This is a genomic window from Limnochorda sp. (assembly GCF_047459355.1).
Lineage (GTDB): Bacteria > Bacillota > Limnochordia > Limnochordales > Limnochordaceae > Limnochorda.
Map to the genome: position 1 here is coordinate 1 of NZ_VSCV01000035.1, position 12905 is coordinate 12905.

General features: G+C 68.8%; 8 protein-coding genes. 5 read left to right on the plus strand and 3 right to left on the minus strand.

Going from position 1 to position 12905, the window contains the following annotated elements; genetic code table 11:
- Positions 1-166: 166 nt before the first annotated feature.
- From sfsA to acnA, 3 genes are all read right to left on the minus strand, one after another.
- Positions 167-970, minus strand: a complete 804-nt coding sequence (gene sfsA, locus FWJ67_RS09725; RefSeq protein WP_304173232.1) for a DNA/RNA nuclease SfsA — start codon at positions 968-970, stop codon at positions 167-169.
- Positions 967-1389: a Fur family transcriptional regulator gene (locus tag FWJ67_RS09730; RefSeq protein WP_304173234.1), complete on the minus strand. Its 423-nt coding sequence runs from the start codon at positions 1387-1389 to the stop codon at positions 967-969. Before FWJ67_RS09730 ends, sfsA begins: the two co-directional genes overlap by 4 nt.
- Before the next feature lie 314 nt (positions 1390-1703).
- Positions 1704-4373, minus strand: coding sequence for an aconitate hydratase AcnA (gene acnA, locus FWJ67_RS09735; RefSeq protein ID WP_304173237.1), 2670 nt, complete (start codon positions 4371-4373; stop codon positions 1704-1706).
- Positions 4374-4702: 329 nt separating this feature from the next.
- On the opposite strand from acnA, the gene cas3 reads away from it, so the two are divergent.
- The 5 genes from cas3 to cas4 all read left to right on the plus strand — a co-directional run.
- Complete coding sequence (gene cas3 / locus FWJ67_RS09740) at positions 4703-7114, plus strand: CRISPR-associated helicase Cas3' (RefSeq protein WP_414482201.1); 2412 nt, start codon at positions 4703-4705, stop codon at positions 7112-7114.
- Positions 7101-9359: a type I-U CRISPR-associated protein Csx17 gene (csx17, locus tag FWJ67_RS09745; protein WP_414482202.1), complete on the plus strand. Its 2259-nt coding sequence runs from the start codon at positions 7101-7103 to the stop codon at positions 9357-9359. Before cas3 ends, csx17 begins: the two co-directional genes overlap by 14 nt.
- A gap of 63 nt (positions 9360-9422) precedes the next feature.
- Positions 9423-10445: a type I-U CRISPR-associated RAMP protein Csb1/Cas7u gene (cas7u, locus tag FWJ67_RS09750; protein WP_304173242.1), complete on the plus strand. Its 1023-nt coding sequence runs from the start codon at positions 9423-9425 to the stop codon at positions 10443-10445.
- An 8-nt stretch (positions 10446-10453) separates the two neighbouring features.
- On the plus strand, positions 10454-11920 hold the full coding sequence (gene csb2, locus FWJ67_RS09755; RefSeq protein ID WP_414482758.1) for a type I-U CRISPR-associated protein Csb2: 1467 nt from the start codon (positions 10454-10456) through the stop codon (positions 11918-11920).
- 107 nt (positions 11921-12027) lie between these two features.
- Positions 12028-12905 (plus strand): CRISPR-associated protein Cas4 (gene cas4 / locus FWJ67_RS09760; RefSeq protein ID WP_414482757.1); only part of this gene is annotated, 878 nt, incomplete at its 3' end.

Here is a 12905-nt window from a genome sequence, read left to right on the forward strand (position 1 = left end):
AGCCCATTCAGGTCCTTCCCTTCCCGATCGGGCCCCGGCCTGGTGTCCGACCGGCCGCCCAGGGCGCTCCCACGCCTTAGGGCAGCCCGCCGCCGGTGAGGCAGGAGCTTGCCGCCGGGCCGGGCCTGTGAGCTTCGCGGGCACCTGCCGAGGCGGGTCTCCCGGCTCACCGCCGGGATGGCCCCTCCGCCACCTGGACCGGAAGCTCCTGGAGCCAGCGGATCCCCTGGGGGGAGACGGTGCAGGCGCAGGCCCGCACCTCGACCCCGCGAGCGGCCGCCTGGGCGAGGGTCTCGGCAAAGGCCGGGTCGGCCTCGTGGTGCGGTGCGAAGAGGCGGGCGTCGTCTCGCAGGACGACGAAGAGGACCAGGGCCAGCGCCCCCTGGCGGCGGGCCTCCATCAGCTCCTCCAGGTGGCGGCGGCCCCGCGCCGTGGGCGCGTCGGGAAAGCGGGCGACGCCCTCTTCCACCAAGGTGACGGACTTGGCCTCGCCCCAGAAGGGCTGGCCCGTTCCCGCGACGGTTCCGGCCAGGTCCAGCCGGCTCTGACCGAAAGCCACCTCGGTGCGGACTGCCTCTAAGGGGGCGAAATCCGCGAGAAGCTGGTGCTGGAGGATGGCTTGGCCCAGCCGGGCGGGGAGCCGTGCATCGACGCTCACCCAGCCGGTCCCGTCGGGACCGGCTGCCTGGACCAAAACCAGGTCGCCCACCGTCCGCCGCCCGGGGGCGTCGGCCCACCGGAGGAGGGCAGGGGCCTGGGGGTGGAGGAGTTCGTGGAGCCGTCCCGAGTTGGGCAGGTGGGCCAGCCGCTCCTGGCCCTCGTGCTCCACCAGGACGGCAAACCGGTTCACCCGCCGGAGGATGCGGACGGGGGTGAGCTCACCGAAGGTATGGAGAACCGGGCCCTGCTGGCCCTGGGGGCCTGGAGCGGACCCGGATGCGGGCTCTTGGTTGGGTGGAGATCCTGTCACTGCTGCTGCTTCTGGCACTCGGCGCATACGCCATGGAATACGAGACGGTGGCTGGTGATCCTGCCGTCGGTCCACTCGGCCGCCTGGCTTTCGAGGGAGTCCATCACCGGCATGTCCAGATCCTCGATCTTGCCGCACTCATCGCAGAGGAAGTGGTAGTGCGGGGTGGGATCGCCGTCGTAGCGGCTGTAGGAGCTGCCGAAGGTGAGCTCCCGGGCCTCGCCCATTTCCGTCAGGATCTTCAGATTCCGATAGACGGTGCCGAGGCTAATATGGGGAATCTCCTTCCGGACTTCCTGGTAGATCCAGTCCGCGGTGGGATGCTCGTGGGTTGTGCGCAGGACCCGCAAGATCGCCTCCCGCTGGCGGGTGTGGCGGAGGAAACGGGGACGCCTCTGTTGCGATTGTTGCGTTGCCATAACCACGCCTCCCTTAGCTGTTCGGGGCCCGATCGGTCGCGCGAGCTCCGGGGGAAAGGGGAATCATTAGCCATCTCCACTTTATGATCCGTTTCACAATCGGTCAATCGGGCCTTCCTCCTAGGGAGGAAAGGACATAACTCTCTTTCCCATGAGCCATTGGGCGGGGTTGGCATAGGACATTTGCCATGGGGTTTAAGGGCGTGCATCCCCCTCACAAACCTCGACCAGGAGCCCGGTTCCAAGAAAGGAAGCGGCGGCCGGTCAACCGGCCGCCGCTTCCCGTGAGAGAGGGTCGGGGTAGACAGAAGGGTTCAGAGAAGCTTCCGAAGCACCGCCTGCAGGATACCGCCGTGGCGGTACGACTCCAACTCCACGGGCGTGTCGATGCGGGCAATGGCCTGGAAGCGGATCTCGGAACCATCCTCCCGCCGGGCCCGGACGGTGAGGGTGGCGCCAGGGGTGAGCTGGGCGATTCCCTCGATGTCGTACACCTCCGTGCCGTCCAGCCCCAGGCTTTCCCGGTTCTCGCCCGGCCGGAACTGGAGGGGGAGGATCCCCATCCCGATCAGGTTGCTCCGGTGAATCCGCTCGAAGCTCTCCGCCAGCACCGCCCGCACCCCCAAGAGGTACGGCCCCTTGGCCGCCCAGTCCCGGGAGGAGCCGGAGCCGTACTCCTTCCCCGCCAGGACCAGCAGGGGGACGCCTTCCTTCTGGTAGGCGAGGGCGGCGTCATAGATGGTCATCACCTCGCCGTCGGGCAGGTGGCGGGTCCAGCCGCCCTCGGTCCCCGGCGCGAGCAGGTTCCGGAGCCGGATGTTGGCGAAGGTGCCCCGCATCATCACCTCGTGGTTGCCCCGGCGGGAGCCATAGGTGTTGAAGTCGGCCACGTCCACGCCCCGCTCCTGGAGATACTGGGCGGCGGGCGTGCCCAGGCTGATGGCCCCGGCGGGGGAGATGTGGTCGGTGGTGATGGAATCCCCCAGCACGACCAGCACCCGGGCGCCGGTGATGTCCTTGGGCTCCGGCGGAGTCAGGGGCATGTCGGTGAAGAAGGGCGGCTCCTGGATGTAGGTGGAGGCCTCATCCCACTGGTAGAGGTCCCCTTCGGGCACGGGGAGGCTCTGCCAGCGCTCATCGCCGTCGAAGACCTCCGCATACCGCCGCTTGAAGAGCTCCGGGTCGAGGGTCCGCTCGATGATCTCCCGGATCTCCTCCTGGCTGGGCCAGATGTCCCGCAGGTAGACGGGCTGGCCATTGGGATCGTACCCCAAGGGCTCGGTGGTGAGGTCGATGTCCATCCGGCCCGCGATGGCGTACGCGATGACCAGGGGCGGGGAGGCCAGGTAGTTGGCCTTCACCAGCGGGTTGATCCGGCCCTCGAAGTTCCGGTTCCCCGAGAGGACCGCGGCCACCACCAGATCGCCCTCCTCTACCTGCTGGGCGGCGCTGGCCGGCAGCTGGCCGCTGTTGCCGATGCAGGTGGTGCAGCCGTAGCCCACCACGTGGAAGCGGAGCGCCTCGAAGTAGGGGAGGAGCCCCGCCGCCTCCAGGTAGTCGGTCACCACCCGGGAGCCGGGGGCCATGCTCGTCTTGACGTAAGGCTTCACCCGCAGGCCCCGCTCCACCGCCTTCTTGGCCAGGAGCCCCGCGCCCACCATCACCGACGGGTTGGAGGTGTTGGTGCAGCTGGTGATGGCGGCGATGGCGACGGCCCCGTCGGACAGCCGGCCGTTCTCCGAAGGTCCGGGCAGCTCGGCCTCGCCGTTCCGGCCGAAGTGCTCCCGAAGGGTCTTCTGGAAGCTGGCCTTCACCTGCCCCAGAGGCACCCGGTCCTGGGGCCGGCGCGGCCCGGCCAGGCTGGGCTCCACCGTGGACATGTCCAGCTCCAGGAGGTCTGAGTACTCGGGATCGGGCGAGTCCGCGGTGCGGAAGAGGCCCTGTTCCTTGCAGTAGCGCTCCACCCGGTCGATCAGCCCGGGGTCCCGGCCGGTGCCCCGCAGGTAGTTGAGGGTCTCGTGGTCCACGGGGAAGAAGCCCATGGTTGCCCCGTACTCGGGGCTCATGTTGGCGATGGTTGCCCGGTCGGGGAGGGTGAGGTGATCCAGGCCGGGGCCGAAGAACTCCACGAACTTGCCCACCACACCCTTCTGGCGGAGCATCTCCGTCACCCGGAGGACCAGGTCGGTGGCGGTGGAGCCCTCGGGGAGCTGGCCCGTGAGCCGGAAGCCCACCACCTCGGGGATGAGCATGGAGTAGGGCTGGCCCAGCATGACCGCCTCGGCCTCGATGCCGCCCACGCCCCAACCCAGCACGCCCAGGCCGTTGATCATGGTGGTGTGGGAATCGGTTCCCACCAGGGTGTCGGGGAAGATGGTCAGCTCCCCATCCTGCTCCCGCAGCTCCACCACCCTGGCCAGGTACTCCAGGTTCACCTGGTGGACGATGCCCGTGCCGGGGGGGACCACCCGGAAGTTGGTGAAGGCCTTCTGGGCCCAGCGCAGGAAGGCGTACCGCTCCCGGTTCCTCTCAAACTCCAGCTCCACATTTCCCAGGAAAGCGTACTGGGTGCCAAAGAGGTCAACCTGAACCGAGTGGTCGATCACCAGGTCGACGGGGATGAGGGGGTTGATCCGCTTGGGATCGCCGCCCATCCGCTTCATCGCCGCCCGCATGGCCGCCAGGTCTACCACTGCGGGGACGCCCGTGAAGTCCTGGAGCACCACCCGGGCCGGCATGAAGGCGATCTCCCGGGGTTCGGCCCCCGGCCGCCAGCGGGCCAGGGCCTCCACATCCTCGGGGTTGACCACGTACCCGTCCACGTGCCGGAGCAGGTTCTCAAGCAGAATCCGAAGGGAGTACGGCAGCCGGTCGATGGAGGCGATGCCCAGCTCCTCCAATCGCCGGAGGCGGTAGATGACCGCCGGGCCCTGGGGGGTCACGAAGGTTCCCCGGGCCCCAAAGGGGTCGATACGGGCAGCCATAGGGTCCCTCCCAGCAGCGAACAGTCAAATGAGTCGTGTAGCTAGAGTGATGATCGCTACGAATCCATTATAGCGGCACAAGGGTGGGGGCACAAGGAAGGGGGTCCGCCCCGGCATGGACTGGCACCTGCTTCCATGGGCACCGCCCCGCTCCTGCCACGAGCAGGGAAAATCCGACGATGACAGAATTCTGTCGATAGCGGGGTCTTGATCGGGGGGGACTCCAGCTGACCACCTTTGAGACGTTTTTCCGAACGGCCACCGGTCATGCTCCGTGGCCCTACCAGCAGAGGCTTGCCACTGAGCCCGAATGGCCGCGGGTGTTGCACGTGCCCACAGGTGCAGGCAAGACCGCGGCGGTGCTCCTCGCCTGGCTCTGGCGGCGGCGGTTCCACCCGGATCCAGCGGTCCGGGAGGCCACGCCCCGGCGGCTGGTCTACGCGCTGCCGATGCGGGTGCTGGTCCACCAGACCTACGAGCGGGCCGTGAGCTTTGTAGAAGGGCTGGGCCTGGGGGCGGGCCAGACGGACCGGCCCATCCGGACCGCGCTGCTCATGGGCGGCAGCCGGGACCGGGAGTGGTGGCTCTATCCTGAAGATGACCTCATTCTTATAGGCACCTCGGACATGCTCCTCTCCCGGGCCCTCAACCGGGGCTACGCGGAAAGCCGGTTCCACTGGCCCATCGATTTCGGCCTGCTCAACAATGATGCCCTCTGGGTCTTCGACGAGATCCAGCTCCTTTCCGAGGGGCTCGCCACCTCCCGCCAGCTGGACGGCCTGCGGGCGGCCCTGGGGTGCTGGGCCCCCACGCCCACCCTCTGGATGTCCGCCACCTACCACCCCGCCTGGATGGAGACCATCGATGGGCCGCCCATCGCTCCCGAGCAGGTCTGGACCCTGGAACCGGCCGATCTGGAGGCGGCGCCGGACCTGGCCAAGAGGATGAACGCGCCCAAGCGGCTGGAACGTCTCTCCTTGACCGTGCCCGATGGCGAGACCAAGGTCCGGCGCTATCTGACCGGGTTGGCCGAGCTGGTCGCCGAGCGGCACCAACCGGGGGCCCTCACCCTGGTGGTGGTGAACACCGTCGAGCGGGCCCAGAGGCTCTTCGACGCCTTGCGGCGCTCGGCGGTGTGGAAGAAGGCGCCGGCGGGGGCCCAGCCCGAGGTGCTCCTGCTCCACTCCCAGTTCCGGCCCGCGGAGCGGGAGCGCTTGAACCAGGAGCTCTTCGCGCCTCCAAGCGACCACCCGGCGGGGCGCGTGCTGGTCGCCACCCAGGTGGTGGAGGCTGGGGTGGACCTCTCCGCCCGCACCTTGATCACCGAGCTGGCTCCCTGGCCCAGCCTGGTCCAGCGCCTGGGCCGGGTCAACCGGTATGGGGAGCATGACCAGGCGGACGTCCTTTGGATCGACGTGGAACCCAAGGCGAGCGCCCCCTACGAGCCCGAGACGTTGGAAGAGGCGAAGGGCCTGCTGGAGCAGCTCCCGGCGGACCGGATCGCGCCGGCGGACCTGCAGGCGGTGCCCTACGAGGGCCGCCCCGGGTACCGGCACATCGTGCGGCGAAAGGACCTCCTCGACCTTTTCGACACCACGCCGGACCTGTCGGGCAACGACATCGACATCTCCCGCTTCATTCGGGCCGATGCCGACCTGGACGCGCACGTCTTCTGGCGGAGTTGGGAGCAGGAGGAGGCAGGGCGGGAACCACCGGGCGATTGGCTGCCTGTGCAGCGGTCTGAGCTCTGCCCGGTGCCGGTGTACGGCCGGACCCGGGGCCTTCAGGAGTTCTTGCGGCGCACCTGGGAGAAGGGGCGGGCATGGCGCTGGGACCACGTGGAGGCCCGGTGGGTCCGGGTGACCCAGATCGACGCCATCCGGCCCGGTCACGTGGTGTTGCTCCCGGCGCGCCTGGGTGGCTACGACCCGCAGCTCGGCTGGACCGCGGACCCGGGGGACGGCCCCGTGGAACCGGTCGTGGCGGAACGGCGGGACGACGAGCCGGACCAGCGAGAGGCCGAATCCACCGCCGGAGACCCCTGGAGCACCGCCCGGCCGTGGATCACCCTGCGGGACCATACCGACGCGGTGGTGGCGGAACTGGACGCCCTCCTGGAGCGTCTGGACTTGGCGTCGGTGCCGGAGGCGGTGGTGCGGGCCCTGCGCAAGGCGGCCCGGTTCCACGACTGGGGCAAGGCTCACCCGCACTTCCAAGGCCGCTTCCTCGATGCGGCCGAGGAGGCTGAGCGGGCGGCTCGAGCGGGCGAGGTGTGGGCGAAGGCCCCCCGGTCGCGCCTGCGGCCCTTCATCCGCCATGAGGTGGCCAGTGCGTTGGCCTTCCTGGATCACGTGGCCCGGGAGGCCGAGGACGACCTGGCCGCTTTCCTCATCATGGGCCACCACGGGAAGGTGCGCCTGGGGCTCCGCACGCTGAGGCCCCGTCACGGGACGCTGGACGACGACGGGTCCCTCTTTGGCCTCCGCGACGGCGACCGGATGCCCGAAGACGGCCAGACCGTGGACCTCGGTGGCGGGGTCCGGGTGCCCTCGGTCACCTTACACCTTGCCCCCTTCGAGCTGGGCTCCGCGGACGGCACGCCCTCCTGGCTGGCCCGGGTTCTGGCGTTGCGGGACGATCCCGATCTCGGGCCCTTCCGTCTGGCGTATCTCGAGGCACTGCTGCGGGTGGCGGACATGCGGGCCAGCATGAAGGAGGTGTCGCCGCATGCCGCAGGTTGAGCTGGCCGGCTGCACGCCCGAGCCTCTCCACAGCTACCTGAAAGCCCTTGGGGTGTTCCGCATCGTCGGCGAGCAGCTGGACCCAGACGCCGAAGGTTGGTGGCAGGGCGGCGTCTTCCACCTGCGGAGCCGTTTCGGCGCCGACGAGCTGGTGGAGGCCCTCTTCACCCAGTACACCCCGACGCCCATCGTCGCGCCGTGGAACGGCGGCAGCGGGTTCTTCCCCAAGGACAAGCAGGAGGCCCTCCAAGCCATCGAAGGGTCCGATGAGCCCCGGTTGGCCCTCTACCGTGAGACCATCGCCCGGGCCCGCTCCATTCTGGACCGCTTGGGCATCCGGGAGAAGCCCGACAAGGACGAGAAGCCGCGGATTCTGGCCGAATGCCGGGCGTGGTTCCCCGACGAGGCGGTGGCCTGGCTTGATGCGGCGTACGTCCTCACATCCGAGGATCCCAGGTACCCTCCCCTGTTGGGCACCGGGGGAAACGACGGCCGGCTCGAGTTCTCCAACAACTTCATGCAGCGCCTTTTGGACGCTCTTGGGCTGGAGACGGGCCAGCCCAAGAAGCGGAAGAAGGGGCCGGACCCCCAAACCAGGGCCCGGGGTTGGCTCCGGGGCGCTCTCTTCGGCGAGGCGACCCCGCCGCTGGTTCCCGCCGCCATCGGGCAGTACCATCCGGGCGGCATCGGTGGTCCCAACGCCACCCAAGGCTTTGAAGGCGACTCCCTGGTCAACCCGTGGGAGTTTGTCCTGCTCCTGGAAGGGTCGCTCCTCCTGGCCGGGTCGGCCGCCCGCCGGCTGGGCGTGGACAGCCGGGACAAGGCGAGCTTCCCCTTCACGGTGACAGGCGTGGGGACAGGCTATGCCAGTGCCGTCGCCGCCGAGTACGGGAGCGGGATGAGCCGGGCGGAGATCTGGATGCCCTTGTGGGAGCGGCCCGCCAGGCTGCCGGAGGTCCGCCAAGTCTTCGCCGAGGGACGGGCGCAGTGGGGCGGGCGCCAGGCCCGCACGGGCACCGACTTCGCGCAGGCGGCCATCTCCCTTGGGGTCGAGCGGGGCCTCAGCGAGTTTCGGCGGTACGGCCTGCTCCAGCGCAATGGACGGGCGTACCTGGCCAGCCCCTTGGGACGGCTGCGGGTTCAGGTGCGGCCGGAAGCGAGGCTCCTTCGGGAGCTGGACCCCTGGCTCAACAGCCTGAGAAACCTTTGCACCGGGAACGCGAGCACGCCCGCCAGTCTCTGGAAAGCCTTGCAGGGCCTGGATGAGGCGGTCCTGGCCTACGCGGCCCAGGGTCGGGAGCGGCTGCTCGATGTGCTGCTGGCCGCCGGTGCGGCCGAGTGGGTGGTGGCGGGCCGGCCCCGGGCCCGGGGCACCCGCCTTCAGCCCATCCCCGCCCTTTCCCCCGAGTGGCATGACGTCTGCCGGGAGGAGACGACCGAGTATCGCCTGGCGGTGGCCCTGGCCTCCATCGCGGGCGTCCGGTTGGCGGCGGCCAGGGGTGGTGGGCCATCGCAGCCCGAGGATGAGTGGCTGGCGCCCCCCATCCGGGCCAACCTGGAGCCCGTCGCGTGGCGCCACGGGCGCTGGGTCTGGGCGCCGGAGTCTCGTTCCGCGGTGTGGGGGCCCGGTTCCCTGACGCGCAATCTGGGGAACGTTCTGGTCCGGCGGGCCACGGAGGCCATGGCCCGGCGGGTGTACCCCCTCCCCATCCGCAGCCCCCGCCCCGCGTCCCTTCGGGATGTGCACCGCTTCCTCCTCGGCCAGACGGACGACCGCCGTCTGGAGGCGCTGCTCCGGGGGCTGAGCTTGATCGACTGGTCGCGTGGGTGGGCCTCAAGCGGGGGGGCGGAGGCGTTGCCACCCGATGAAGGTGATGACGAGGGGTTCATCCTGCCTCGGGCTTACGCCGTCTTGAAGCTGGTCACCTTGGACAGGCCCCTGATCCTGACGCGGGGCGGCGACCGGGTGACCATCCGGCCGGAGCCCGCCATCTTCGCGCTCCTCCGGGCCAACCGCGTCGCCGACGCGTGCGCCCTGGCCCTCCGGCGGCTCAGGGCCAGCGGCCTGGTTCCCATGATCCGAGATCCCCGGGATCTGGCCATCCGGGTCGACGGCGAGCGGATGCTGGCCGCCCTCCTGATCCCGGTGCGGGAGACGCGCCCCCTGGCGCGCTGGGCGCTGAGGACGCCGGCCACCACCGATGAGCCCCCCGGCGAGGCAGAGGCGACGGCTGCGGGTGGATGAAGCCTAAAGACGCCACCGGGAGAGCTTGCGATGGTACGCCATTTCAAGAAGGGGTGAGTGCCCATGGCCTACGGGTGGATCGAAGCCCTTCGGGGCTTGCCTCGGATGCTCATCGAGGCGGATTTGAAGCCGGTCCAGGGGGACCGCTTCCAGCCCACCGGCTTCCCGGACCTGGGTGCGGCGACCTACCGGCTCCCTGATGGGACGGAGATGCTGCTGGTGGAGTCGGCTCAATCGGTGGCCAACCGGCTGGAGGCCGTCTGCTGGGACGAGGCCGCTCAGGACCTGGCCGAACCCCTGCGGGGACTCCCTTATGGCAGGGCGCGGCTGGTGAAGGCGGATGAGGAGTTCGGGTTCACCACGACCCTCCATGAGGCCCACCGCCTCAACTCGCCCTACTTCATGCTGGCCTCCCAAGGGGACCTCTTGGACCGGGTTCAGGAGGAGAGCGGTCTCCAAGGGGGGAAGCGGCAGCGCCAGCGGTCCGGGGCCCAGGACGAGGACGCGTCCGCCGCGGTGCTGCACTTTGACCTGGCCCGCCTGGCGAGAACCCTGTTCAAGTATGATCCCAACTCCCTCCTCCACGGGGTCTTCCTGGAGAAGCTGGACGGCCGTGCCCGGCTCCAGCGGACCTTGAGCGGCTTCATCGAGGCGAGGGAGGTGGCGCCGGCCACCAGCGGCGGGGTGAAGAACGACCGGATCAGCCCTTCGGGCGACACATCCTTGGGATACGGGAACGTTCCCTTCTCCCGGACGGAGTACGTCGCCCAGCAGATCACCGCTTACTTCAACCTGGACCTGGCCCAGCTCCGGGCCTACCGGCTGCCCGATCCCGGCTTTGATCTGCTCGTCACCTTGGCCCTGTGGAAGATCCGGGTCTTCCTGGAAGAGGGGCTCCGGCTCCGAACGGCCTGCGACCTGCAGTGCCGCGAGGTGAGGGTGACCAAGCCCGAGGGCGCTTCCCTGCCCGACCGGGCCGCCTTGGAAGAGGCCCTGCCGCAGCTGATCGAGGCGTGCCGGCCCCACTTCGCCGATCCACCCGTCTCTGAGGTGGTGTGGTCCGAGAAGGCGAAGAAGGGCTCCTGAGCAGAGGGGTGGAGGCTTTGGTAGGGATCGCGCTCCGGTTCACCGCGGGACGCTTTCACGCAACGCCTTGGGGCCGCCACGTCAACGAAGGTGTGGTCGAGTGGCCGCCGTCGCCGTGGCGCCTCTTGCGCGCGCTGGTGGCCGTGTGGCGCCGCACTCTGCCCGACGTGGACCAAGCCTCCGTGGAGGAGCTCTTGGCCCGCTTGAGCTCGCCGCCTGAGTTCTTCCTGCCTCAGGCGCGGACGGCGCACACCCGTCACTACATGCCTCTGGGGGCACCCAAGAGCACCGCCCTGGTCTTCGACACCTTCGTGGCGCTCTCGCCGCACGAGCCGGTCGTCTGTGTCTGGCCCGCTGTCGACCTCAGCCCGGACCAGGAGGAGCTGCTCCGGCAGCTCCTGGACAACCTCCCGTACCTCGGTCGGGCCGAGTCGTGGGTCCGCGCGTCGCTGGTGGACCAGGTTCCGCCAGTGAACTGCCGCCCGGTGGCCAGGGACGCGCCTGACCCGTCGGTAGAGCTGGTGCGCGTCTTGGCGCCGGCGGAGCCCTTCAGCCTGGCCGCCCTGATTGCGGAGACGGGTTCGCTGCGGTCTCTCGGGTATCTGTCGCCCCCAGGGAGCCGCTGGGTCACCTACGCGCTGCCCGAAGGGGCGCTGGAGGGCCCGCGGCGGAGTCGGCGGCCAAGAACCCGCGGCGCCCAGCACCCGGAGGTGACCCTGGTCCGCTTCGCTCTGGATGGCCCCGTCTTACCCCGGGTGGTGGACACCCTCCGGGTGGGGGAGGTCGCCCGGCAGGCCGCGATGAGCCAGTATGGCCGCCGCCACGACGGCCGGGTCTCTAGCACCTTCTCCGGCCGGGCGGAGGATGGGACGCCGCTGCAAGGCCACCGTCATGCGTTCTACATCCCCACGGACGAAGACGGCGATGGCCGGTTAGACCACCTGACCATCTGGGCCCCTGGCGGTCTTCAGCCCGATGAGCTGGAGGCCTTGGCCGCCGTTGAGGAGCTGGGGCGTGGTCGGGAATCGCTGCGGCTGAGCGTGATCTGGCTGGGAGCGGGGAGGCCAGAGGATTTCCCGATTCCATGGCTGGGATGGCACCGCCGCTGGCGGAGCCAGACACCCTTCGTCCTGTCCCGCCACGTGAAGCTCCGAGGCGATACGCAGGGCGGAACCGTTCCCAAGCAGCTCGTCGACGGGCCTGAGGATCAACTCCGGCTCGAGCTCCGGCGCCGCGGGTATCCCACGCCCGTTTCAGTCCGGAGGCTTCCAGCGCTCCCCCTGGGGTCCGGGGCCGGCCCCACCCGTTCCAGCAGGGCGTACCGCTGGTACGAGTTCCACCGCTGGCGGTCGCGGGTGCCGCCTGCAGGAGGCGCTTACGGGTTCGAGATGGAGTTCGAGGAAGAAGTCCCCGGCCCGTTGCTGTTGGGCTACGCCTGCCACTTTGGCTTGGGGCTCTTTGTGCCCAGCGAATAACTAAGACGAGTTCTCAATAATCCGGAAGGAAGAGCGCTGACTGGCCCTTGCGGCTATGGTCAGCGCTTTTCTTACCGATTTGTAAGTGTAGAAGGAGGTGAATTGAAATGGCCGACACCATCGGAAAAGAAGACAGAAAAGTCAGCGAGCCCTGGGATGTACCGGAGTTGATCCCAGTACGGATGCTGAATGAGTTCACCTACTGCCCGAGGCTCTTCTACCTGGAGTGGGTCCAGGGGGAGTTCGAGGACAACGCAGACACCCGCGAAGGGCGATTCCAGCATCGAACCGTGGATCGGGAGCGGGAACGGGTGGAGCGGGATCCCGAAACCTCGGAAGCCGGCATGATTCGGACGACATCGGTTCTGATGAGTGCCCCAGAAGAAGGCCTGATCGCCAGGATGGATCTGGTGGAGTTCGACGGCCACACAGCCGTCCCCGTTGACTATAAACGAGGCCGGGTTCCCGACATTCCAGGCGGTGCCTGGGAACCAGAGCGGGTCCAACTGTGTGCGCAAGGGCTCATCCTGCGGGAAAACGGGTACAACGCCAAGTACGGCGTTCTCTATTACGTGGAATCCCGCACGCGGGTGGATGTCCCGTTCGATGATGAACTCATTCACCGAACCCGCTCGCTCGTTCAGGAGTTGCGGAAGACGGCAGCGCGGGGGCAGATCCCACCACCCTTGCAGGATAGCCCGAAATGCCCGCGATGTTCGCTGGTGGGCATTTGTCTGCCTGATGAGGTGAACTATCTCGCCCAGCGAGTCGCCGCCGCGGATCGGATCCGCCGGCTGACCCCACCCCGGGATGATCGGGTTCCTGTTTACGTTCAGGAGCAAGGGGCTTACGTTCGGAAGTCGGGTGATCGGCTCCAGGTGACCAAAGACGGCGAGACCTTGGCCGATATGCGCTTGCTCGACGTCATGGAGCTGAACCTCTTCGGAAATGTGCAGGTGAGCACCCAAACCGTTCGGGAGCTGTG